Here is a 23,682-nt window from a genome sequence, read left to right on the forward strand (position 1 = left end):
CGGGTTTGGCAAGCCCTCATTGCGTGCGCTTTCCTTGTACCTTCAGCCGGGTATCGCACTGCAACATGCCGTGTCCTTAGGAAAACCGCCGATCCTGCTCCTCGAGTGATTCGCGAAGGTGGGACAATATGTCCTGATCGCAGCGGCGATTCTTCGGTTCGTTTGCCCCTGCGGGTGCGCTTGGCTAGATCCTGGTTCCGTGACCGTCTCCCCGCCCTCTCCCGCCCGCCAGCTCTGGGCCATCGCCCTGCCCGCAATGCTGACCAACGTGGCCACCGCTCTGTTCGGCCTTGCCGACATGTGGGCGATAGGACGGCTCGGCGACGCCCCCGCGCAAGGCGCGGTCGAACTGGGGGCCAAGTTCATGCTGGGCCTGCTCAACGTCTTCAATTTCCTGCGCACCAGCACCGTCGCGCTGACCGCGCAAAGTAGCGGACGCGGTGACGGCGACGCGGGCGAGACGCTGGCACGCGCGATGGCGGTGGCGCTCGGCATCGGCGCGGTGCTGCTCACGGCCATGCCGCTCGCGATCCCGCTGGGCCTCGACGTGCTGGGCGCCGAGGGGCCGGTGCGCGAGGCGGCCCGCAGCTACGTCGCGGTGCGCTACTGGGCGGGGCCGGTGTGGCTGGCGAACTGCGTGCTGGTGGGCTGGCTGATCGGACAACGCAAGGTTCGCCATGTCCTGGTGGTCGAGATCATCGCGAACCTCGTCCACATCGCCCTCGACCTGCTGCTGGTGCTCGTCGTGCGCTGGGGCGTGGCCGGGGTAGCGACGGCGACGGTGAGTTCCGAAGCCCTCAAATTCCTCCTGCTGGCCGCGATCGTCGTGCGCGAGGGCGCGGCGCGCGATGCGCTGGCGGCCCTCGGCCGCAAGGGGACGTGGGCACGGAGCGAACTCGCGCGGCTCTTCGCGCTCAACCGCGACCTGTTCGTGCGCACCCTGCTGCTGACCGGCTCGATCCTGCTGTTCGCCCGCGTCGGTGCGCGCGCCGGGCCAGTCACGCTGGCTGCCAACGGCGTGCTGTTCCAGATCTTCATGCTAGCGACACTCCTACTCGACGGGTTCGAGAGCGGCGCGCAAGTGCTCTGCGGCGAGGCGCTCGGCGCACAGTCGCGAGCGCGTTTCACCGCCGCCGTGCGCTCCGCTCTGGTATGGGGCGGCGTGACCGGGCTTGCCGTCGCGGCGCTTTACGCGCTGGCGGGCGCCCGGCTCGCGGCGGCGTTCAGCACCGACCCTGCCGTAGTTGCCGCGACCGCGCAGTATGCGCCTTGGCTGGCACTATTGCCGGTGCTAGGCGTGTCGTCCTTCGTGTTCGACGGGGTGTTCGTCGGCGCCGGTTGGACCCGGGCGATGCTGGGAACGATGGCGGCGGCGATGGCGGCCTACCTCGTCCTGCTATGGACGCTCCAGCCGCTCGGCAATCATGGGCTCTGGGCGGCTTTCGCAGTGTTGTTCGGCGGCCGCGCGGTGGGCCAGGCGCTGGTCCTGCCGCGCCTGATCCGGCGCAGTTTCAGCGCTTCCTGAAGACCAGCATCAGGTTGTTGGCGGGCATCTCGACGACACTGTCGAACGCCAGGCCATTGTCCAGAGCGCAGGCGCGCACGGTTTCCACGCTGCGCAGGCCCCATTCCGGATTGCGCCGTTTGAGGTCCTCGTCGAAGGCCGCATTGCTGGGCTCGAGCGTCAGCCCCTCTCGCCGATAGGGGCCGTACAGCACCAGCGGGTAGCCCGATTCCAGCACCCGCGCGGCGCCGGCCATGAGGCCCTCGGTCGCGGTCCAGGGGCTGATGTGGATCATGTTGATGCAGACGACCGCCTGTGCCTCCGTGATCGGCCATTCATGCGAGGCCGCGTCCAGTTCCAGCGGCGCGCGCAAGTTTGCGAGCTCCGCCTGCTCCCCCCACGCCGCGATCGAGGCGCGGGCGTTGTCGTCGGGATCGGTCGGCTGCCAGACGAGGTCGGGCAAGGCGGCGGCGAAGTGGATGGCATGCTCGCCGGTGCCGCTGGCGATCTCCAGCACATGGCCGGATACCGGCAGCACGTCGCGCAGGACCGACAGGATCGGGTCACGGTTGCGGGCAGTGGCGGGAGCCTCTCGGCGGGCGTCGTTTTCCATTGCCTTGCAATGGGATCGCCGCCCCGGTTCGGCAAGAGCGACCTGCGCCCGAAGGGTGCGTCGGCCGGACGGAAAGCGGGGGGACTGGGGGGCTGTCTGTGCTTTCGGTCCGGCCGACGCGCCGGTGCCGCCTGTTTCGGGGGCGGCGACACCGGCTGTCTGGTAACTCAGTGCCCTGCGGCGGGCTTCACGTTCTTGGGCGGGCGCGGAGCCAGCCAGATGGTCATCGCGGCAAGGAACAGGGCGATGGCGCTGATCACGAACAGCTCACCCGTGGCCACCGCGGTGCCCTGATTCTCGACCATCTGCGCGATCGCCACGCGCGCCTGCTCGGCACTGAAGCCCTGCTGCTGGAGCGCCTGCGAGGTCGCGTCCGCCCCGTTGAGCACGCCCGACAGGTCGGCACTGCGCGAGCGCGACATGTCGCTCCACACGGTGGTGATGATCGCCGTCGCCACCGCGCCTGCCAGGGTTCGCCCGAAGTTGGCGATACCGGCGGCCGAGGCGGTCTCGTGCGGCTGCACCGAACTGAGGCTGATGGTGGTGAGCGGCACGATCATCAGCGAGACGCCGACACCCTGCAGCAGCTGCGGGATGGCAATCGTCCAGAACGTGATGTCGGTAGACCATGTCATGCGCATCAGCGCGCAGACACCGATCCACGAGACGCCGATAAACACCAGCAGGCGCGGGTCGAACCGCTTCATCAGCGCTGGCACGAAGGGCGATGCGACCACCGCCAATACGCCCGAGAAGGCCATCGCCCGCCCCGCCTCCGTGGCGGTATAACCCATCGAGGTCTGAAGCCACTGCGGGATGACCACGATCGAGGCGAAGTACGTACCGAAAGCAATCGTCAGCGAGGCCGTGGACGCAGAGAACCCTCGATAGCGGAACACGCTGAGGTTCACGATCGGGTGTTCCTCGGTCAGCTCCCATATCAGGAAGGCGATGAAGAACACGCCCGCGATGCACGCCAGCGCGACGATCTTGGTGGACGAGAACCAGTCCTCGTCCCGCCCGAGGTCGAGCATCATCTGGAACGCGCCGATGAAGATCACCATCAGCGCCAGCCCGATCTTGTCGATCGGCAGCTTCTGGGTCGGCGTTTCCTGTCCACGCAGCAGCACCGCCACGCCGAAGAAGATCAGCGCCACGATCGGCACGTTGATGAAGAAGATCCACTCCCACGACCAGTTGTCGGAGATGTATCCGCCCAGGATCGGACCGGCGATCGGCGCGGTCACGACCGTCATCGCCCACATCGCCATCGCCTTGGGCTGCATCTCCTTGGGGAAGATCTTCAGCATCAGCGTCTGCGTCAGCGGCATCAGCGGCCCGCCGCAGAAGCCCTGCCCGAGACGGAAGATGACCAGTGCCGAAAGCGTCCCCGAAAGCCCGCACAGCGTCGAGAATATCCCGAAGCCGACCAGCGAGAACATGAACACCCGCAAGGCGCCGAAGCGGTTGGCGAGCCAGCCCGTCAACGGCACGCAGATCGCCTCGGCGACCGCGTAGGACGTGATGACCCAGGTGCCGCTCGACACCGAGACGGCAAGGCCGCCCGCGATGTGCGGCACCGAAACGTTGGCGATCGTGGTGTCGAGCACGACGATGAAGTTGGCCATGGCGAGCACGAAGCCCGCCAGGATCAGCTTGGCGCCGGTCAGCGGTGGTCCGCCTTCCTGCGCCGCTGCAGCCGGAGCGCCGCCGGCCATCAGTCGTTGTCCGTCAGGTCGATCTCGGCTTCCATCGACAGGCCGATGCGCAGCGGATGCTCCTTCAGCTCCTTGGGATCGAGCTGGATGCGCACCGGCAGGCGCTGCACCACCTTGATCCAGTTGCCGGTCGCGTTCTGCGCCGGGATCAGCGAGAACGCCGCGCCGGTGCCGCCCGAGAAGCCGACGACCTTGCCGTGGTATTCGACCTTGCCGCCGTAGAAGTCGGAAGTCAGCGTAGCCTTCTGGCCCGAGCGGACCTTGCCGAGCTGGTCTTCCTTGAAGTTCGCGTCGACGTAGAGTTCACCCACCGGCACGACGGTCATCGCCGCCTGCCCGCTCTGGATGCGCTGGCCGACCTGGATGCTGCGCCGGGACACGACGCCGTCGATCGGCGCGCGCACGATGGTGCGTTCGAGGTCGAGCTTCGCCTGCTCCAGCTGGGCCTGCGCCTGCAGGATCTCCGGCGCGGTCTGCAGGGTCGTGCCCTTGGTGAGCGCGACGGCGGCCTCTTCCTGGCGGCGGGCGCTGCGGGCGTTTTCCTGCGCCTGCGCGACGGCCGCCTGGGCCTGCTGGTAGGATGCCTTTGCCGAGTCCAGCGCCTGGCGCGCGGTCGTCAGTTCCTCATTGGACACCGCGCCGGTGCCCGAAAGGGCCGCACGGCGCTTGTAGTCTTCCTGGGTCTTGGTCAGCGTCGCCTGCGCGGAGGCGAGCCCGGCGCGCGCGGTGTTGATCTGCGCGTCGCTCGCCCCGGCGGCGGCGCCCAGCGCCGCGTTGTTGGCGATCGACTGGCCGTAGCGGCGCTGCATCATCGCAAGGTTGGCTTCGGCCTGCTGGACCGCGATCTTCTGGTCGGAGTCCTCGATGCGGAACAGCAGCTGGCCCTTGCGCACCGGCTGGGTGTCGGTGACGAGCACCTCGACCACGCGGCCCGAAGTCAGCGGGGTGACCTGCGCGTTCTCACCGGCGACATAGGCATTGTCGGTCGAGACCGTGCGGCTGCCGATGAACTCCGCGTAGAGGAACCAAAGCCCGCCGATCACGACGACTGCGCCGCCAAGGCCGAGCAGAAGGTTCTTGCGCTTGCTCTTGTCCACGACGGTGCTCGAACCGGCGTCGTTGGGGGTTTCGTCACTCATCGGGGGTGGCCTTCTTGGCTGAAGCGTCTGCATAACCGCCGCCCAGGGCGCGCTTGAGCGCGACTTCGCTGGCGAGCGTGGCGAAATGGGCGTCGACCGCGCCGAGGCGGGTGTCGAGCGCGGTGGTTTCGGCGCTGAGCACGTCGATATACGTGCTCAGACCGCCCTTGTAGCGCTGGAGCGCGAGGCCATAGGCGGCGTTCGCCTCGGTCCGGGCTTCGAGCGCGTGGCGCTCCTGCTCACCGGCCGAAGTGCGGGTGGAAAGCGCGTCGGCGACTTCCTGCAGCGCACCGATCACCGACTTGTTGTAGCTGGCGACCATCGTGTCGTAGCCGCCGCGTGCCAGGCGATAGCGACCCGAAAGCGCGCCGCCCTGGAAGATCGGCAGGCTCACCGCCGCACCCGCGCTGCCATAGTCCGAACCGCCGTCGAACAAGTGCGAGATGCCCAGCGAGCTGAGGCCGATGAGGCCGCTCAGCGAGATGTCGGGAAGGAACGACTTCTTCGCATACTCGACGCCCTTGTCGGCCGCTTGCACCAGCTTGCGCGACATGACGATGTCGGGGCGACGACCGGCGAGCGCGATGCCCGCATCGGCCGGCACCGGCGTCGCGGCGATGGTCGCGATGGACGGGGGGGTGAGCGTCAGGGTGCGATCGGGACCGGCGCCGAGCAGCGCGGCGAGCGCGTGGCGGCGCTTCTCGATCTGCTCGCGGTTGGCGGCGACGTCGATGCGCGCGCGGGCGGCTTCGGCGTTGGACTGGCGCAGCGGGCTCTGGTTGTCGAGGCCCTGCGTCACGCGCTGGCCGACCAGCTTGGCCGAACCTTCGCGCGCGGCCAGCGTCTCGTCGAGCACCTTCTGGCGTTCGAGCAGGCGGCCGAGGTCGAAGTAGGACGACACGACTTCCGAGGCGAGCACCAGTTCGGCCTGCCGCTCGTCGGCGACGGCGGCCTCGGCAGCCGAAGTCGCGGCCGCAAGCAGTGCGCGGTTCTTGCCCCAGATGTCTAGGTTGAGGTTGGCGGACAGGGCAAGCATGCCATAGTCCTTCCAGCCCTTGGGCAGCGCGGCGACCGGAGTGCCGTTGTTGTAGCTCTGCTTCTCGACCGAGGCCGAGCCCTGCCCGCCGATGCTGGGCAGCAGCGCGGCACGCGAGGATTCTAGCGCGCCCTGCGCCTGGCGGATGCGGGCCAGCGCGGTGGCGACGTCGGGCGAACCCTTGATCGCCTCATCCACCAGACCGTCGAGCTGGGGATCGCCGTAAGCGGTCCACCAGCGCTCCTGCGGCCATTCGGCAGCGGTGCCCTGGATCGAGGCGGCGCTGTCGAGGGTCGACGGCGGGCGCAGCTCGGGACGTGGCCCAAGGTCGGGCGCACCGCACCCGGCGAGCGAACTGGAGGCGATCAGCAGCGCGGCCGTCGCGACTCGGGGGGAGAATTTTGTACTCATCGGTACGGTCCAAATCGTTTGCCGGCTTGTTTCTGTCAATAAAAAACTGTACTAGAGAGTACACCATGATGGAAAAGACCGGAATTTCAAAGCGCGAGGCGAACAAGGCCCGCAAACGCGCGGAGATCGTGCAGGTCGCCTCGGGCATGTTCCTCGAACAAGGTTACGCCGAGACGACGATGTCCGCGATCGCCGATACCGTGGGCGGATCGAAGGCGACCTTGTGGGCGCACTTCGCCTCGAAGGAAGAGCTGTTCACCGCCGTCGTCGACCTTCACGTCGAGGCGTTCGCGCGCGACGTGGAAGACGTGCTGACCGGGCAGACCTTCTCGGTCCCGGCGCTGCGCCGCGCGTGCCTGCGCTTCATCGACTGCCTGCTGCGCGACAATTCGGTCATGCTCTACCGCCTGGTGGTGAGCGAGGGTGAGCGGTTTCCCGAGATCAAGGAGACCTTCTACACGCGCGGCCCGGTCAAGCTGCGCTGCGCCATCGCAGACTTCTTCGCCACGCGCTTCGATGTCGATGAAGCGCAGCAGTTGACACAGCTCACGATGTCTGCGGTTACGGGCTATCGCACCGACGTGCTGCTGCGCCCCGACCCCGTCGGGCAGGCCCAGCACGAGGCCTTCGTCGACAACCTGCTCTCGCACAGCGTCTGGCCGCCGGAGAAGGACGCGGCGTAAGTTTGAAAATCCGCCGCACGCGGATTTTACGGCACCGGTGAAAATGCCCGCTGGCATTTTCCAAACAGACTCCAACCGCCCCGGCGATTACTGCCCGGCGCCCCCATTCGGGGTTGGACGCAAGGCTCTCCCCTCCCCCATCCTCTCAGCTCGGGAGGAGAGGAGAAGCCCATGAGCGACGACACGTCGGCCGCGATCCGCGACACGCGCAAGGACTGGGTGGTCGAGCACCGCGACATGTACTTGTCCTCGGGCGGCGCGCAGGGGCACATCATGGACATCACGCCCGTCGGCGGCCGCTCCTTCGCCACCCACTGCCTCGTCAAGTACGTCGGCCGCAAGAGCGGCAAGGTCTTCATCACGCCGCTTTGCTATGCCGACATCGGCGGCGAGGTCGTGATCTGCGCCTCCAAGGGCGGCGCCGACCATCACCCTGCCTGGTATCTCAACATCCGCGAGGCCGAGACGGTCGACTTCCAGATCGCCACGCAAGCCTTCCGCGCCACCTGGCGCGAACCCGAAGGGGTCGAGCGCGACAAGGTCTGGGCCTTCGTGACCGACTGCCACCCCTTTTACGCGACCTACCAGCAATCGACCGACCGCGTGATCCCGCTGGTCATGCTCAAGGCCATCGAACCGGTCCCCGTGTTCAAGGCCGAAGACGCCACCGGCATCAGGCAATTCTGAGAGAAAACATGAGCGACGACTTCGACTGTTCCGACATCGACAACCATCTCGGCAAGACGATGGACTTCTCGCCCTTGCGTGAGGCCATCGCACCCAACGACATCCGCCGCTGGGTCCATGCGATGCATTACCCCAACCTCGCCCACTTCGATCCCGGTCATGCCGAGGCGAGCGTATGGGGCCGCCTCGTCGCGCCGCAGAGCTTCGCCATCGCGACGGACGACGGCCACGGCGCCGCGCCCGCCTGCGTCGGCAAGATCGCAAACTCGCACCTCCTGTTCGGCGGCGACGAGTGGTGGTTCTACGGCCCGCGCATCGAGCCGGGCGACGTGATCACCAACACCCGCATACCGTTCGACTACACGGTCAAGCAGACCGGCTTCGGCCCCACCTGCTTCCAGCGCGGCGACAACAACTACTCCAACCAGAAGGGCGAGGAGATCGCCCGCCAGCGCTCCACCTCGATCCGCTACCGCGCGGCGGCGGGCGGCGACAACGTCAAGACCGACGACTTCGAGGAGCCCGAATGGACCGACGAAGCGCTGGAGGAGATGGAGGAGCGCCGCTTCGCCTGGGTCCGCATGCTCCATGACCTCGGCAACAAGGAACGCTGGTGGGACGACGTCGCGGTCGGCGACCAGTTGCCGGAGCGCGTCTTCGGCCCCCACTCCATCGCCAGCTTCGCGACCGAGTGGCGCGCCTATATCGTCAACACCTGGGGCACGCTCGACTTGCGCAAGCAGGACCTCGAAGGCCTCGGCTTCACGCGCGAGATGGCCGGGTACGAGAACGACCCCGACATGCTCAAGGTGAACCCGTTCCTCACCGACGGCGCCTATTACGGCCCCTCGCGCGGGCACCTGTTCGCCAAGTATGCCCGGCGCATCGGCATGCCGCGCGGCTACGGCTACGGCGCCTCGATGGGCTCGTGGGTGACCGACTACCTTTCGGGCTGGGCGGGGCAGCACGGCATGGTGGTGCACTCAGTCGCCAACTACCGCGGCCCTGCGCTGACCGGCGACGTGACGATCCAGACCGCCGAGGTCACCGAGAAGTCGGTGGACGCAGACGGCCGCCATCTCATCCACGTCAAGCACCTGATGAAGAACCAGAAGGGCACGACAATGTGCACGGGCAGCGCGGAGGTCGCCCTGCCGAAGAAGACGGGCTGAATGACCACACTCCCCCCACACCGCTCATGCTGAGCTTGTCGAAGCATCGGGCCTGGCGCTTCGCCTCGGGGCCTTCGACAAGCTCAGCATGAGCGGGGTGGGGAGAGTGCCATACGCAGCACAAACCTGTTACGCCGGGAACAACGCCCCGCCCGTCGCTACGGTCTCCACGCGCCCGGCGATCCAGACGTCGCCGCTCTCATCCTGGGAGCAATAGACCAGCCCGTCCGCCCCGACCTTGCGGCCCTGCGCGGCGACATAGTTGCCCTCGGCCTGACCGCTCGCGAAAAGGTACTGCGCCACCGCCGCGTTGAGACTGCCGGTCACCGGGTCCTCGACCATCTTGCCTGCCGGATCGGCAAAGAACGCCCGCAACTCGAACTGCGCCGCACCACCCGGAGCGCACGGGCCCAGCAGCGCCACGTCGGTCCCCTTCGGCGCACGCGAGACGGGCTCAGCCGCCAGCACCGCCTCCGCCGAAGCAAGGTGCAGCAGCTTCCAGCCCGGCCCGTTGGCGGCATGGACCGCGGCGACGACTTGCGCCTCGTCTGTCCCGGTGAGGCGAAGCGTTTCCGCGCGGTCCTCGGCATCGAGCGGCCCCGACCGGATCAGCGGCGGCGCGCGGAACGCCAGCCGCTCGCCATCCCGGCGCACCTCCACGAGACCTATGCCACATTCCTGCACCACGCATCCGTCCTCCTTCGCCTTTCCTCCGGCGGCGAGCCACGCATGGGCACTACCCAGCGTCGGGTGCCCGGCGAAGGGCAGTTCGCCCGCCGGGTAGAATATACGCACCCGGTAATCGGCCCCCGGGTCGGTCGGCGGCAGGAGAAAGGTCGTCTCCGAATAGCCCAGCCACTGCGTCAGCCGCAGCATCTGCGCGTCGCTCATCCCCTCACCCCCATGCACGACCGCCAGCGGATTGCCACTGAGCGGGCCGGAGCCGAAGACGTCGACGAGATCGAGAAACATGGCATACCTTTCCGGAGCTAATTGCACTTTTGAACGTTTCGTCGCAGTCCGGGTCCATCTTGTCCCTTGCGCTCCCGACCTGCCCGGCGGTTCATCGCGCGTTGCGAAGTGCGGGTCCAGACCGATCGGGTTCTCGAACAGGAATTTTCGCAGGAGTTTGAACCATGAAGAAGTCCCTGCTGGCGATGGCTGCGTTCGCCGCCACCATCACTGCCCTGCCCGTCGCGCCGGTGCTTGGCGACCCGCCGCCCTGGGCGCCCGCGCACGGTCGCCGTGACCATGACCGGTACTACCGCAATGACCGTCACGATCGCTACGACCGCCGTGACATGTACGATTCGCGCGGCCGGTATCGTGAACCGCGCCGCCTTACCCGCAACGACCGTGTCTGGCGCGGCAATGACGGACGCTACTATTGCAAGCGCGACAACGGCACGACCGGCCTGATCATCGGCGCCGGCGTTGGCGCGCTGGCGGGGAACCAGATCGCCGGCCGTGGTGACAAGACCATCGGCACGATCCTGGGCGGCGTCCTCGGCGGAGCGCTGGGGCGCGAGATCGACAAGGGCGACATCCAGTGCCGCTGAACTGAGATTTCAGGCCCTGAGACGAGAAGCGCGCGGTCCAAAAAGGCCGCGCGCTTTCGCGTTGAGGTGGTATTTTTGTTTCCGAAAGAAACATTTCCCTCGCTTCATCGCTGTACCAGCGCAGTTCGTCACGGATTTCCAGCAGCGGCCGTTCGTTCATCTGACGTTGTGGATCAATGAACGAAAAGCCGCGTTACCAGATCATTCCCACGCTACGATGAGGGCACATATCATGCGTAAGACCATTCTCGCCGCCACTATGATGGCGCTCACCATTCCGGCGACCGTCGCTTTCACCGCTCCGGCAGAAGCGCGCGATCACCGTCGTTACCACAACGACCGCGGCGTCAAGTACTGGCGCGGCAACAACGGCCGCTACTACTGCAAGAAGTCGAACGGCACCACCGGCCTGCTGATCGGCGGCGTTGCCGGCGCCCTTGCCGGTCGTGCGATCGACACCCGCGGTGACCGCACTGTCGGCACCTTGCTCGGCGCTGCCGGCGGCGCCGTCCTGGGTCGCGAGATCGACCGTGGCGGCGACCGTCCGCGCTGCCGCTGATCCTTATCCCCGGTCCCTTGCGAAAGGCGCGTCGTCCGAAAGGCGGCGCGCCTTTTGCTTTGTCCGTGCCGTGGCCCTCCGCCGGTGCGATCGGTGCATCCCGGCTTTCCTACAGCGGCTGGCTATGCTCCAATGCCGCCATGTTTCAGCGACTTGCATTCATGACCGGCTCGTCTGTCCTCGCTACGGAAAGCCCCCTTCGGAGAGGCGGGAGTTTCTCTTCAGGACAGTGTAAACCGTGTAAACCTGATGTGTCACCTTGTGAGGCCGCGCAGTGAGCCGCCCCGCCATGCTAGTGACCGGCGGCGCCAAGCGGATCGGCGCGACCATCGCCCGCGCCTTCGGAGCGGCAGGCTGGCATGTCGTGATCCACTACGGCCGGTCGCGGGCGCAGGCCGAAGCGCTCGCGGCGAGCCTGCCCAGCGCCGAGATCGTCTCGTGCGACCTCGACGACTGGGATGAAGGCCCTGCCATGGTCGAGGCACTGGCTGCCCGTCTGAACGATTGGCGGGTGCTGGTGAACTGCGCGGGCGTCTTCGACCTCGACACCGCCGAAACGCTGGAACCGGATATCTTCACCGCCGCGATGCGGGTGAATGCGGCCACTCCCGCCCGGCTGGGACAGACGTTCCTTGCCCATGCCCGCACCTCCGTCGGCAGACGCCTGATCCACGTTACCGACCAGAAGCTGCTCAATCCGAATCCGGATTTCTTCTCCTACACCATGAGCAAGCACGCGCTTTCCGCGACGATCCCGATGCTTTCCATGGCCCGGCGGGCAGAGGAAGACCGCGTCTACGGCATCGCGCCGGGCGCCATCCTCGCCAGCCACGACCAGAACGAGGCGGAAGCCGAAATCTCCCACCGCATGAACCTGCTGGGTCGCCGTGCGACGCCCGAAGACGTAGCGGGGGCAGCCCTGTTCCTTGCCGGAGGCTGGCTCGACAGCGGCCAGACGCTCTACGTCGATTCCGGACAGCACCTGCTGGCCCAGGAACGTGATGTGCTGTTTCTGGCGCGGGAGTAAGGATTGTGCATTTATCAACACAAGCCCCCTTGCATGCGGGTAATTACCCCCGCACAAACCCCTGATGGCACTCGGCATACTTGACCGCTTCCTCGAGCGCGGCGTCCGACAGGGCGTGCTCGAACTGGCCCGCCCCGACGGCTCCCTCCGTCGCTTTGGAACCCCCGCAGAAGGCTTTCCCCACGTCCGCATCCGCCTGACCGACAAGGGCGCCGAACGCCGCATCCTGCGCGATCCGCGCCTGGGCGCCGCCGAAGCCTTCATGGACGGTCAGCTCGAAGTCGAGCAGGGCGACATCATGGACCTCGTCTACCTGCTGCGCGCCAACGCGCGGTGGGACAAGGGCGGCGAACTGAAGGAGCATACCCCGCTCAAGAAGGTGGTCGGCAAGGTCGTCACTCTCGTCGACGGCATCAACCGCGCCGCCAGCGCCAAGAAGAACATCGCCCACCACTACGACGTGGGCAACGACCTCTACAACCTGTTCCTCGACATCGAGCACATGCAGTATTCCTGCGCCTACTGGCCCAGCGACGACATCACGCTGGAGCAGGCGCAGACCGCCAAGCTCGCCCACATCGCCGCCAAGCTGGCGATCGAGCCGGGCCAGAAAGTGCTCGACATCGGCTGCGGCTGGGGCGGCATGGCGATCTATCTCGCCAAACACTTCGACGTTTCGGTCAAGGGCATCACGCTCTCCGAGGAACAGCTGGTGCTGGCCCGCCAGCGCGCCGTGGAAGCGGGCGTCTCGGGCCGCATCGACTTCGAGTTGATCGACTACCGCGACCTCGCCGCGCGCGGCGACAAGTTCGAGCGGATCGTCTCGGTCGGCATGTTCGAGCACGTCGGCCAGGCCCAGTTCGACCGCTTCTTCCGCGACTGCGCGACGATGCTGGACGACGAGGGCGTGATGCTGATGCACACCATCGGCCGCATGGGCGGGCCCGGCTCGACCGACGCCTTCACCCGCAAGTACATCTTCCCCGGCGGCTACATCCCGGCGCTGAGCGAGACGGTGGAGGCCAGCGAAAAGGTCCGCCTGATCGCCACCGACGTGGAGAACCTGCGCCTCCACTACGCCAAGACCCTGCGCGAATGGTACAAGCGCTGCGTCGCCAACAAGGAGGCCATCGTCAAGCTGCATGACGAGCGCTTCTACCGCATGTGGATCTTCTACCTCTCCGGCGCGACCGCCGCCTTCGAGAGCGGCGGCATGTGCAACTACCAGATCCAGTACACCCGTTCGCGCCACGCCCTGCCCCTCACCCGCGACTACATCACGGAAGGAGAGAAAGTGCTGCTGGGCGCGTAAACGTTGCGAAGTTTGGGCGCACCTGCTAGCCGCGCGCCCAAACTTCCACCGCTCATGCCGCGAAAGCCCGTGCCCATGTCCGACAGCATCAAGAAGGTCGTCCTCGCCTACTCCGGCGGCCTCGACACCAGCGTCATCCTCAAGTGGCTCCAGGTCACCTACAACTGCGAGGTGGTGACCTTCACCGCCGACCTCGGCCAGGGTGAGGAACTCGAACCCGCCCGTGCCAAGGCCAAGCTGATGGGCCTGCCGGACGAGAACATCTACATCGACGACCTGCGCGAGGAATTCGTGCGCGACTTCGTGTTCCCGATGATGCGCGCCAATGCCCGCTACGAAGGCGACTATCTCCTCGGCACCTCGATCGCCCGCCCGCTGATCTCCAAGCGCCTGATCGAGATCGCCCACGAGACCGGCGCCGATGCCGTCGCGCACGGCGCCACCGGCAAGGGCAACGACCAGGTCCGCTTCGAACTCTCGGCCTATGCGCTCGACCCGAACATCAAGGTCATCGCCCCCTGGCGCGAGTGGGACCTGACCAGCCGCACCGCCCTCATCCAGTGGGCCGAGCAGCACCAGATCCCCGTCCCCAAGGACAAGCGCGGCGAAAGCCCCTTCTCGACCGACGCCAACCTCCTGCACACCTCGTCCGAGGGCAAGGTGCTGGAAGATCCGTGGGAAGAGACTCCTGACTACGTCTACTCGCGCACCGTCAACCCGGAAGACGCGCCGGATGCGCCCGAATACATCACCATCGACTTCGAGAAGGGTGACGGCGTCGCCCTCAACGGCGTGGCGATGAGCCCGGCCACCCTCCTCACCCAGCTGAACGAGCTGGGCCGCAAGCACGGCATCGGCCGCCTCGACCTCGTCGAGAACCGCTTCGTCGGCATGAAGTCGCGCGGCATGTACGAGACGCCGGGCGGCGAGATCTACGCCCGCGCCCATCGCGGCATCGAGCAGATCACGCTCGACCGCGGCGCCGCTCACCTCAAGGACGAGCTGATGCCGAAGTACGCGGAGCTCATCTACAACGGCTTCTGGTTCGCCCCTGAGCGCGAGATGCTGCAGGCCGCGATCGACCACAGCCAGGCCCGCGTCAACGGCACCGTGCGCCTCAAGCTCTACAAGGGCTGTGCCTCGGTCGTCGGCCGCAAGAGCGCCGACTCGCTCTACTCCGAACGCCACGTCACGTTCGAGGACGATGCCGGCGCCTACGACCAGAAGGATGCGGCGGGCTTCATCAAGCTCAACGCCCTTCGCCTGCGCCTGCTGGCCCAGCGTGACGCCAAGTAAACATTGCCCCTAGGTTAACAGAGTCCGGCGGCCCGTTGCCAAAGCGCGACGGGCCGCTTTTGCCTATATGGCCTTCGGGGAACCGCACAGGTAGGACTCCCGCCATCGTCAACGACGAAGCGGGGTAAGTTTTGCAAGTTCGAGCCGTAAGCCTGATGGCGCTGTGCGCTGCCGTCGTCCTGCCCTTCGCAGGCCCCGCTCAGGCCGAAGCCCCGGTAGCTTCGCAAGCTCTCGTTCTTGCTCCTGTCGCTGGCGTCAACGCCGTCGCCGCCGCAGAAGTTCCCGCCGTCCTCACCGCGCCCGAAGACGACGACATCCAGGTCACCCCCATCGCGGGCGGCATCGCCAGCTTCTACGGCCGCCACCTCAAGGGCGCCCGCACCGCCAGCGGCGAACGCTACGCGCCCGACGGACTGACCGCCGCGCACCGCACCCTGCCCTTCGGCACGCAAGTGCAGGTCACCAATCCAGCCAATGGCGAAGTCGTCGTCGTCACCATCAACGATCGCGGCCCCTTCCACGGCAACCGCGTGATCGACCTGTCCGACGCCGCCGCCGACGAACTCGGCATCACCCGCATGGGCAGCGGCAAGGTCGAACTGGCCGTCCTCGGCAACTGAGGCTGGGTTTTTCTGCGGGGGCTTCGATGCTTCGACAGGCTCAGCACTCAGCCTGAGCGGAATTGATAGCATCCATCACAATCCCCGCTCACCCTGAGCTTGTCGAAGGGTGGATAGCACCGCCGCCTGATCTGAAGGAAAAAGGTCGGCCGGCGCAGCTGGGAGGGGGTGGGGGAAGCGCCGCGCCGGCCTTCACACTCGATAACAGCGCAGCGGGACAACCGTTCCCGGACCCCATGCACTTTTGCCGAACCGTGCTTCCCCATCGACGAGGCGCGAGCAGGTTTACACGGTTTACACAGTCCAGAGCGCTAACTCCGGCCCCGCCCCCGAGCGACTTGTACTCCATCGGCGCCGCGCCCTCCCCGCCCGAGAGCGCCCCGTCCACCCGGGCGAAAGCGCGCGCCTGCCAGCGATCCCACTGCGCGCCGCTCTCGCGCAGGAAAGGCCCGCGCACCGGCGCCTCCGGATAGTCCGGCGCCTCCCCCGCGTCCCCGGCTGCCGCCTCCTCATCGTCCAGCGGCTGCACGTACCCGGCCGCGGCATCGATCGCATCCACCGCGTCGAGCCACGCCTCCCGCGCATCGCCGAACCGCGCCTCCCCCGCCGCCGCGACATAGTCCGCCCGCTCCGGAGGCAACGCCGCGCCCTCCTCCATCCCCGGCACATCCACACAAGGCGCCTCCCCGGCGACGAGCGCCAGCACCTCGTCGAACCGCTCGGCCAGAGCCTCATGCCCCTCCCCCGCCACATCGAGCCGCGCCAGATGCGCCAGCAACAACCGCGAGTCATACCGCCGCCGCACCCCGACCAGCTCCCCCCGGAACCACACCGCCTCATCCACCCCGTCGAGCGCCCGCGTCGCCAGCACCTCCTCGACATGCCGCCGCGCCAGCACCAGAGCCGCCGTCCACGCATCCGCAAACACCGCATCGCGCCGCCGCAGCAGATAAGCCGAAGTCCGGCTCATCCCCACGAAAGCACACGCGGCCCGCACGTCGCCCTTCTGCGAGAGTTGGTCGAGGAACCGCACCTTGCGGTCGGCGTCCCACGCCGTGTGCGAGACATAGGGAGAAGGAGAAGAGAAAATGCGAGGGCCATCGCCCTCGCGCTCCCGGACCCTTTCCGTCGCGCCCGAGGCCGACGAAGCGCCCGCCTGCTCGCCCGGAATACCAATGTCGCGCGAGGCGGGAACCCACCCCCGCCCGAACCGAGGCGCACCCTGTTCCTCCCCCTGCGGGGGAGGGGGACCATCTCCGCTCACCCTGAGCTTGTCGAAGGGAGGATGGTGGAGGGGCACAGGGTCGAGAGGCACAGGCCGATCCCCCGCCCCACCGTCGACACCGAAGCTGCTGGAAAAGTCCGTCATCGTCCACCTCGCGCAAGAGGAAAGCCACGAAAGGCCACGACGCAGCCCGGACAGGCGCGTCGTGGGGGACGGATTAGTTATCGTATGTGGGGGAGTGTAGGAAAGGGAAAGAAACTCACTTAAAACGGCTTTACGACTTACAAGCATCTAGCCTATCATTGATCTCATAATTACATACTTAGGGCAAAAATGGTCAGCTGGGTTTCTCTCAAGTTTTCAAAAAATCGTGTCAATCGGGCTGGAAATGCCATAGGTTCTGGTAATTCTAGCGAAGAAGATATCGAAGCAATTGAGAACTGGCGGGCATCGCACGCTTATATTCTTAATACATTTCAAGCTAACTTACGCGACAGAACTCGAAACTCAGATGCTGTTGTGGGAACTAGGGCGTGGACTCATTACGCATTGCACCACAGCCTGACGCATATGAGCTTGATGGCCGCGAGATAGTTGGCAGCATCCTTGTCATATCGGGTGGCGATGCCCCGGAACTGCTTGATCCGATTGAAGAAGCGCTCGACGAGATTACGCTGGCGGTAGAGCCATGACGAGAAGCCGAAGCGCTGCTTACGGTTGGAGCGGTTGGGAATGTTGGCCCAGATGTTTCTGGCCGCGGCCGCCTCGCGAATGGCCGTGCTGTCATAGCCCTTATCACCGAGCAGGGTGGCACCCTCGGGAATGGCCTCGATCAGCGCTTCAGCTTCGCATGCATCATGGACCTGGCCACCCGTCAGTCGCAGTCCGACAGGACGTCCATCAGCGTCGACAAGAGCGTGGAGTTTGGTCGTAAGGCCGCCCCGGGAACGTCCCATGCCATGATCGCTGGATCCCCCTTTTTGCCCGTCGCACCGTGCTGGTGGACGCGCATGCAAGTGGAATCGATCATCACCAACTCGCCGTTGAAACCGGCGGAAACCGCCGCCAACAATCGGTCCCACACTCCAGCCTTTCGCCAGCGGATGAACCGGTTGTAGCAGGTCGTCGACGGACCATAGCGTTCCGGGACCTCTGCCCACGGAGCACCAGAACGGAAACGCCAAAGTATCCCGTTCAGCACCCGGCGGTCATCGACGCGGCGCACTCCACGCGGCTTGTTGGGCAGCAACGGCTTGAGGATGAGCCATTCCTTGTCCGTCAGTTCATATCGCCACCGCGTCATACGCCCTCCGTTTCCGAAGGCCGCCTGAATCACGCCAAGGCCGACAACTCAACCCGATTTATGAGTTTGCGCCCTAGGCTCAAACGCCGCCCAACAATCGAGAACAAATTGCGTCGATTTCCGGACATGCAGTTATCGCGAATGCACGATATCGCCGGATGTCGTATCATCTTTCCTACGGTCGAAGAGCTATTAGATTTCCGCGCTCACTTTCATAAAGCACGCTTTAAGCACAAGCGAAGAGGAGCAGGACAGGAGGGAAGATGGAACTACCTTACTCACCCTAAGCCTGATGGATACCGTGGCATTCACGAAGTATATGAATATGATGTTCGATCTGAGGGCGGAAAAACCTGGAATGGTTTGAATGTAGAAATACAATTCCGAACTATCATCCAACATGCTTGGTCTACTGCAGTTGAAGTTGCCGGCCTCCTAACTCACGACAAACCTAAATTTGGCCAAGGCAATGAAATTCTGATAGAGCAGTTCAGATTAGCGAGCGAGCTTTTAGCACGGCGCTATGAAGGCAGCACATCCTGCTATCCGGATATTCCGCTCGAAAATCTTATTGATAGATTTCATTTCTGCGAAATAGAAACACGAATAATCGATCTATTTAGGCGCGTAAATACCAAAGTCGTGGACATCGATTTTCGCAAGAATAATATTCTTGTGTTTCCATATGTTCCAGAAAATGAAGAAAATGCAAGCAACCTCGAAGTGTATTCCTACAGCAATGTATTTCGCGCAATCCAAAGATACAACGAACTAGAAGACGAACTTCAAAATAAGGCAGATGTTGTTTTAGTCCGAGCAGATACTTTCGAAAATGTCAGAGTGACATTTAGAAATTATTTTGCAGACACAACTGACTTCGTGAGCCTTCTTGACGGTGCCGTTCAATTTTGAAAGGGAGCGCGAGGGCGATGGCCCTCGCATTTTTGCCTTCTCTCTCCCCCTTCGCCTGAATTGCCTGTGCCCCTCCACCATCCTTCGGATGGTTCCCCTCCCCGGAACGGGGAGGAATGGGTCACCACTTGGTGCCGGTTTCGGCGATCGCTTCCAGCAGTGCCTGCTTGGACGCGGTCCGGCGTTTGCCTTCGTTGCGGGGGACGACGATTTCGGGCGCAGCGGCGCGGCGGCGGGCGATGCTTTGCGCCAGCGTTTCGAGCGTCAGTGGCTCACGCTTCGTCTGCAAGGTCTTGAAGGCCATGGCCGCCAGCCGTTTCCTCTGAAATCCGCCGTTCCATATAGGCCAAGTCGAGGTCTTCGCAAAGGCCGTAGAGCGCCCTCGCCTGTCCGAGCATGTCGGGGGCGCTACCCGAGGCGTACTGGCCCATGCGGTCGGCGATGATGTCTTCGGGCGCGATGATGGCGACGTCACCGTCAGCGTCGAGTTCGAGGATGCGGACCATGGCGCGGTCGGCCATGCCGTCGAGCAGGGTGTCGGAGACGACTTCGAAGCCGAGGCCGAGTTCGGGGTGGACCCAGCCGCGCGTGGCCTTGCCGGCGCCGGTGGGCCGCTGGAATCCGAAGCGGACCAACTGTTCTTCGAGCAGATCCTGCCGCCCGCAGGACAAGTCGAAATCGCCGGTGGTGACTTGCCCGCCGGTATAGATTTCGACCGCCGCGCCGCCGACGAGGATCGGCGGGCGGTGGCCGGCTTCGTCCATCGCCCGGCTGATGCGCGCGAGGACACGCAGGGCGTTCTCGAACTGCGCGCGCCAGCCGTGCATCCCTACTTCGCCCAGCTTCCCAGCAGGGGCTTGAGGTAGCTTCCGGTGAAGCTGCCTTTGACCTTCACCACCTCTTCGGGCGTGCCTTCGGCGACGATCTGGCCGCCGCGGACGCCTCCCTCCGGCCCCATGTCGATGATCCAGTCGGCGGTCTTGATGACGTCGAGGTTGTGTTCGATCACGACCACCGAGTTGCCCTGGTCGACCAGTCGGTGCAGCACTTCGAGGAGTTTGCGCACGTCTTCGAAGTGGAGGCCGGTGGTGGGTTCGTCGAGGATGTAGAGCGTCTGGCCGGTGGAGCGGCGGGCGAGTTCCTTGGCCAGTTTCACGCGCTGCGCCTCGCCGCCGGACAGGGTCGTCGCCTGTTGGCCGACCTTGACGTAGCCGAGGCCCACCTCGTTCAGCATGTGCATCTTGTCGCGGATGGGGGGGACGGCCTTGAAGAATTCTTCGGCGTCCTCGATCGTCATGTCGAGCACGTCGGCGATGGACATGCCCTTGAACTTCACTTCCAGCGTTTCGCGGTTGTAGCGTTTGCCGTGGCATTCCTCGCACGTCACGTAGACGTCGGGGAGGAAGTGCATCTCGATCTTGATGAGGCCGTCGCCCTGGCAGGCTTCGCAGCGCCCGCCCTTGACGTTGAAGCTGAAGCGGCCGGGCTTGTAGCCGCGCGCTTCGGATTCGGGGAGGCCGGCGAACCAGTCGCGGATCTGGGTGAAGGCGCCGGTGTAGGTCGCGGGGTTGGAGCGCGGGGTGCGGCCGATCGGGGACTGGTCGATCTCGATCACCTTGTCGCACTTTTCGAGGCCGGTGATCTTGTCGTGTGCGCCCGCGATCACCCGCGCGCCGTTGAGCTGGCGGGAGGCGCCGGCCTGCAGCGTGTCGATGGTGAGCGAGCTTTTGCCCGAGCCGGACACGCCGGTCACGCAGCAGAATGTGCCGAGCGGGAACTTCGCGGTCACCCCGGTCAGGTTGTTGGCCCGGGCGTTCTCGACGGTGACGAAGTGGCCGTTGCCCTTGCGGCGTTCCTTCGGCACCTCGATCCGGCGGGTGCCGTTGAGGTACTGGGCGGTGAGGCTGTCCTTGCTCTTGAGCACCTGCTTGAGCGTGCCCTCGGCGACCACCTGCCCGCCGTGGACGCCCGCGCCGGGGCCGAGATCGACGAGGTAGTCGGCGGTGCGGATGGCGTCCTCGTCATGCTCCACCACAATCACGGTATTGCCGAGGTCGCGCAGGCGCTTGAGGGTTTCGAGCAGCATGTCGTTGTCGCGCTGGTGCAGGCCGATGCTGGGCTCGTCGAGCACGTAGAGCACGCCCGAGAGGCCCGAGCCGATCTGGCTGGCGAGGCGGATGCGCTGGCTCTCGCCGCCCGACAGCGTGCCCGAGGTGCGGTCGAGGTTGAGGTAGTCGAGCCCGACGTTGTTGAGGAAGCCGAGCCGCTCGTTGATCTCCTTGAGGATGGCCTTGGCGATCTGCTGCTGCTGGTTGGTGAGCTTGCCTTCCAGCTGCCCGAACCACGCGAAACCGTCCGCCACCGAGAGGCGCGCGGCGTCAGCGATGTCGCTGCCGGCGATCTTGACCGAGAGGGCCTCGGGCTTGAGGCGCTTGCCGTCGCAGGTCTCGCAGGGCTGCGCGGTCTGATACTTGCTCAGTTCCTCGCGCATGAAGGCGCTGTCGGTCTGCAGCATGCGGCGGTTGAGGTTGCCAATGACGCCTTCGAACGCCTTGTTGACGGTGTATTCCTTGCGCCCGTCCTTGAAGGTGAGCGGCACGGCCTTGCCGCCGGTGCCGTAGAGGATCACCAGCTTGATCTCGCCGGGCAGTTCGTCCCACGGCGTCGTCAGGTTGAAGCCGAAGTGCGCGGCCAGGCTGGAGAGCACCTGCATGTAGTAGGGGCTGGGCGGGTTGGACTTGGCCCAGGGCACGATCGCGCCCTGCTTGAGCGTCAGGTGCTCGTTCGGCACGACCAGCTGCGGGTCGAACAGCAGCTTCTCGCCAAGGCCATCGCAGGCCGGGCAGGCGCCTTGCGGGGCATTGAACGAGAACAGGCGCGGCTCGATCTCCTCGATGGTGAAGCCGCTGACGGGGCAGGCGAACTTTTCCGAGAAGACGATGCGGTTGGCGGGGAGGCCGGCGCCTTTCAGGTTCTTGCCCTGCTCCTCTTCCTCGCGGCCGGGGACGTTGCCGTCGGCCATGTCGGCATAGGCCAGCCCTTCGGCCAGCTTGAGGGCCTGCTCGAAGCTGTCGGCAAGGCGGGTCTGGATGCCCTCCTTCACCGCAATGCGGTCCACCACGACCTCGATGTCATGCTTGTACTTCTTATCGAGCGCAGGCGCGTCCTCGATGGCGTAGAACTCACCGTCGATGCGCACGCGGGTGTAACCCGCCTTCTGCCACTCGGCGAGTTCCTTGCGGTATTCGCCCTTGCGGCCGCGCACCACGGGGGCGAGCAGGTAGAGGCGCGTGCCTTCCGGCAGCGCCATCACCCGGTCGACCATGTTAGAGACCGTCTGCGCCTCGATCGGCAGGCCGGTGGCGGGGGAATAGGGAATGCCCACGCGCGCCCACAGCAGGCGCATGTAGTCCCAGATCTCGGTCACCGTCGCCACCGTCGAACGCGGATTGCGGCTGGTGGTCTTCTGCTCGATCGAGATGGCGGGCGAGAGGCCGTCGATATGCTCGACGTTCGGCTTCTGCATCATCTCGAGGAACTGGCGCGCATAGGCCGAGAGACTCTCGACATAGCGGCGCTGCCCCTCCGCATAGATCGTGTCGAAGGCGAGGCTCGACTTGCCCGAGCCCGACAGCCCGGTGATGACGATCAGCTTCTCACGCGGGAGCGCAATGTCGAAGCCCTTGAGGTTGTGCTCGCGCGCGCCGCGCACGGTGATGTGGGTGAGACTCATGGGAGGCACGTGTTCCAGATTTGTTCGCGCGCTTCAAGGGGGCGCATCGCGGGTTTTGCCGTAGATGGGGTGCGGGGCGCACAAGGCAAGTCTTGTGGACATCTCCGCGCCCACTTGCGCGCCGCTTCACGAGGTGTCTAGTTCCCGCTGCGACTACGGGGGAATACCATTGCGATTTCTGAATCTTGCTCTCGCGGCAAGCGTGCTGGCGCTTACCGCGTGCGGAGGTGGCGACTCCGGTTCGGGCGGCGGCTCGACACCCACGCCTGCGCCGACACCGGCACCGACGCCTGCCCCCACCCCGGCTCCAACGCCGACGCCGAGCTACGTCGTGACCGATTACTCCGCCGACTTCGCGCTGAACTCGAACCTCGCCTATCTCGCGAACGTCATCATCGACCCGAGCCAGACCGCGGAAGCGGACAAGCTGTTTTTCGTCTCGGGCGCTCTCATCGACGAGACACACGGCGCCGCGTTCAACTACACCCATGAGCCCGAACGCCTGGACCTTCTGCACGATGGCGCGACCGTCAGCTTCACCGCGCAGGATCGGGTGCAGGGTCTGACTTATGCCCTTTATGAAAAAGATCAGCGGGCCAACCAGTTGCTGCTGACGTCCCTGGGACTGCCTGCCCAGCCCCGGTATACGGCACTCACCATGTGGCGCGCCGCTCGGACCATCACCGATACGGACGGCACTGCGCATCCCGCTTATCAATACCGCGTGGCGTTGATGGGCAGCCCGTCCTCGCCGAGCGATCCGCTCCCCGACTCCCTCGGCTATACCGGCGGCGTGACGCTCTACGGCGGCATTCCTGGCACCAGGAAACTCGAACTCTCGAACATTCCCGGCAACGATCGGGAGGTCTACTGGTCCTATACGCCGTCGAGCACGTTCATATTCGGATCGATCCCGCTGTCGATCATCGAGGACAGAACGCAAGTCCAGATCGGCCTGCTGGCGGCGGAAGGCAGATTCGACCGCGCGACCAATAGCTGGAGCGGCACGCTGGTCGATCAGGTCAACGGTTTTCGCGGCACCTTCCTTGGACGCAACTTTGGGCCTAACCGCGCCGAACTGGCCATCGTGTTCGAGTTCTCACGCGATAGTGACGGATCACGCTACGTCGGACACTACATCGGCAGGCGGCCTTAAGGCTGAAGACGACGGGG

The 23,682-nt window shown here is 65.4% G+C and carries 22 protein-coding genes; 12 read left to right on the top strand and 10 right to left on the bottom strand.

Annotated elements, in window-relative coordinates:
- Positions 1-199 precede the first annotated feature (199 nt).
- Positions 200-1,525, top strand: a complete 1,326-nt coding sequence (locus BES08_RS08900; RefSeq protein WP_069708135.1) for an MATE family efflux transporter — start codon at positions 200-202, stop codon at positions 1,523-1,525.
- Here the strand turns inward: BES08_RS08900 and BES08_RS08905 are convergent.
- The 4 genes from BES08_RS08905 to BES08_RS08920 form a co-directional block, all read right to left on the bottom strand.
- Positions 1,512-2,117, bottom strand: a complete 606-nt coding sequence (locus tag BES08_RS08905; protein ID WP_069708136.1) for a DUF938 domain-containing protein — start codon at positions 2,115-2,117, stop codon at positions 1,512-1,514. The two genes, BES08_RS08900 and BES08_RS08905, sit on opposite strands and share 14 nt — an antisense overlap.
- Positions 2,118-2,284: 167 nt before the next feature.
- Entirely contained in the window at positions 2,285-3,835 is a 1,551-nt protein-coding gene (locus BES08_RS08910; RefSeq protein ID WP_008833090.1) for a DHA2 family efflux MFS transporter permease subunit, read from the bottom strand.
- Entirely contained in the window at positions 3,835-4,974 is a 1,140-nt protein-coding gene (locus BES08_RS08915) for an HlyD family secretion protein (RefSeq protein WP_069708137.1), read from the bottom strand. Before BES08_RS08915 ends, BES08_RS08910 begins: the two co-directional genes overlap by 1 nt.
- Positions 4,967-6,421 (bottom strand): efflux transporter outer membrane subunit, encoded by a 1,455-nt coding sequence (locus BES08_RS08920; RefSeq protein WP_069708138.1) that lies wholly within the window; start codon positions 6,419-6,421, stop codon positions 4,967-4,969. Before BES08_RS08920 ends, BES08_RS08915 begins: the two co-directional genes overlap by 8 nt.
- A 65-nt stretch (positions 6,422-6,486) precedes the next feature.
- On the opposite strand from BES08_RS08920, the gene BES08_RS08925 reads away from it, so the two are divergent.
- The 3 genes from BES08_RS08925 (at position 6,487) to BES08_RS08935 (ending at position 8,963) form a co-directional block, all read left to right on the top strand.
- On the top strand, positions 6,487-7,104 hold the full coding sequence (locus BES08_RS08925) for a TetR/AcrR family transcriptional regulator (RefSeq protein WP_008833094.1): 618 nt from the start codon (positions 6,487-6,489) through the stop codon (positions 7,102-7,104).
- Positions 7,105-7,275: 171 nt separating this feature from the next.
- A complete protein-coding gene (locus tag BES08_RS08930; protein WP_069708139.1) occupies positions 7,276-7,791 on the top strand; it encodes a nitroreductase/quinone reductase family protein in 516 nt (171 codons plus the stop codon).
- Between the two features lie 8 nt (positions 7,792-7,799).
- A complete protein-coding gene (locus tag BES08_RS08935; protein WP_008833096.1) occupies positions 7,800-8,963 on the top strand; it encodes an FAS1-like dehydratase domain-containing protein in 1,164 nt (387 codons plus the stop codon).
- Positions 8,964-9,092: 129 nt separating this feature from the next.
- Here BES08_RS08935 and BES08_RS08940 read toward each other — a convergent pair whose 3' ends face one another.
- The gene (locus BES08_RS08940) at positions 9,093-9,935 is read right to left on the bottom strand and encodes a PhzF family protein (protein WP_069708140.1); all 843 of its coding nucleotides are present in this window, start codon (positions 9,933-9,935) and stop codon (positions 9,093-9,095) included.
- Positions 9,936-10,099: 164 nt separating this feature from the next.
- Between BES08_RS08940 and BES08_RS08945 the strand changes: the two genes are divergently transcribed.
- From BES08_RS08945 to BES08_RS08970, 6 genes are all read left to right on the top strand, one after another.
- Entirely contained in the window at positions 10,100-10,522 is a 423-nt protein-coding gene (locus BES08_RS08945) for a glycine zipper 2TM domain-containing protein (protein WP_069708141.1), read from the top strand.
- 232 nt (positions 10,523-10,754) lie between these two features.
- On the top strand, positions 10,755-11,081 hold the full coding sequence (locus tag BES08_RS08950) for a glycine zipper 2TM domain-containing protein (RefSeq protein ID WP_008833099.1): 327 nt from the start codon (positions 10,755-10,757) through the stop codon (positions 11,079-11,081).
- Positions 11,082-11,370: 289 nt separating this feature from the next.
- Entirely contained in the window at positions 11,371-12,108 is a 738-nt protein-coding gene (locus BES08_RS08955; protein WP_069708142.1) for an SDR family oxidoreductase, read from the top strand.
- Between the two features lie 64 nt (positions 12,109-12,172).
- Complete coding sequence (locus BES08_RS08960; RefSeq protein WP_069708143.1) at positions 12,173-13,420, top strand: SAM-dependent methyltransferase; 1,248 nt, start codon at positions 12,173-12,175, stop codon at positions 13,418-13,420.
- Positions 13,421-13,495: 75 nt separating this feature from the next.
- Positions 13,496-14,716, top strand: a complete 1,221-nt coding sequence (locus BES08_RS08965; protein WP_069708144.1) for an argininosuccinate synthase — start codon at positions 13,496-13,498, stop codon at positions 14,714-14,716.
- Between the two features lie 155 nt (positions 14,717-14,871).
- Positions 14,872-15,336, top strand: coding sequence for a septal ring lytic transglycosylase RlpA family protein (locus BES08_RS08970; RefSeq protein WP_036523491.1), 465 nt, complete (start codon positions 14,872-14,874; stop codon positions 15,334-15,336).
- A gap of 88 nt (positions 15,337-15,424) precedes the next feature.
- Here BES08_RS08970 and BES08_RS08975 read toward each other — a convergent pair whose 3' ends face one another.
- On the bottom strand, positions 15,425-16,705 hold the full coding sequence (locus BES08_RS08975; protein ID WP_069708145.1) for a hypothetical protein: 1,281 nt from the start codon (positions 16,703-16,705) through the stop codon (positions 15,425-15,427).
- A gap of 398 nt (positions 16,706-17,103) precedes the next feature.
- Positions 17,104-17,864 (bottom strand): IS5 family transposase gene (locus BES08_RS31750; protein WP_156799818.1). Its coding sequence is split into 2 segments (ribosomal slippage): positions 17,104-17,531 and positions 17,531-17,864, totalling 762 coding nucleotides; the frame shifts between segments, so codons are not numbered across the junction.
- A 60-nt stretch (positions 17,865-17,924) separates the two neighbouring features.
- Here BES08_RS31750 and BES08_RS31755 point away from each other — a divergent pair.
- Positions 17,925-18,776, top strand: a complete 852-nt coding sequence (locus BES08_RS31755; RefSeq protein ID WP_083274640.1) for a RelA/SpoT domain-containing protein — start codon at positions 17,925-17,927, stop codon at positions 18,774-18,776.
- 121 nt (positions 18,777-18,897) lie between these two features.
- Here the strand turns inward: BES08_RS31755 and BES08_RS08985 are convergent, their stop codons facing one another.
- The 3 genes from BES08_RS08985 to uvrA are packed head-to-tail and all read right to left on the bottom strand — an operon-like array spanning position 18,898 to position 22,509.
- Positions 18,898-19,080 carry a hypothetical protein gene (locus tag BES08_RS08985; RefSeq protein WP_069708147.1) on the bottom strand — a complete coding sequence of 61 codons (183 nt, stop codon included), beginning with the start codon at positions 19,078-19,080 and terminating at the stop codon, positions 18,898-18,900.
- Positions 19,049-19,603 (bottom strand): hypothetical protein, encoded by a 555-nt coding sequence (locus BES08_RS08990; protein ID WP_069708148.1) that lies wholly within the window; start codon positions 19,601-19,603, stop codon positions 19,049-19,051. Before BES08_RS08990 ends, BES08_RS08985 begins: the two co-directional genes overlap by 32 nt.
- Before the next feature lie 2 nt (positions 19,604-19,605).
- Positions 19,606-22,509, bottom strand: coding sequence for an excinuclease ABC subunit UvrA (gene uvrA, locus BES08_RS08995; RefSeq protein ID WP_008832441.1), 2,904 nt, complete (start codon positions 22,507-22,509; stop codon positions 19,606-19,608).
- A 169-nt stretch (positions 22,510-22,678) separates the two neighbouring features.
- On the opposite strand from uvrA, the gene BES08_RS09000 reads away from it, so the two are divergent.
- Positions 22,679-23,665, top strand: a complete 987-nt coding sequence (locus BES08_RS09000; RefSeq protein WP_197524351.1) for a hypothetical protein — start codon at positions 22,679-22,681, stop codon at positions 23,663-23,665.
- Positions 23,666-23,682 lie beyond the last annotated feature (17 nt).

Origin of the sequence: Novosphingobium resinovorum, from assembly GCF_001742225.1 — a bacterium.
Classification (GTDB): domain Bacteria; phylum Pseudomonadota; class Alphaproteobacteria; order Sphingomonadales; family Sphingomonadaceae; genus Novosphingobium; species Novosphingobium resinovorum_A.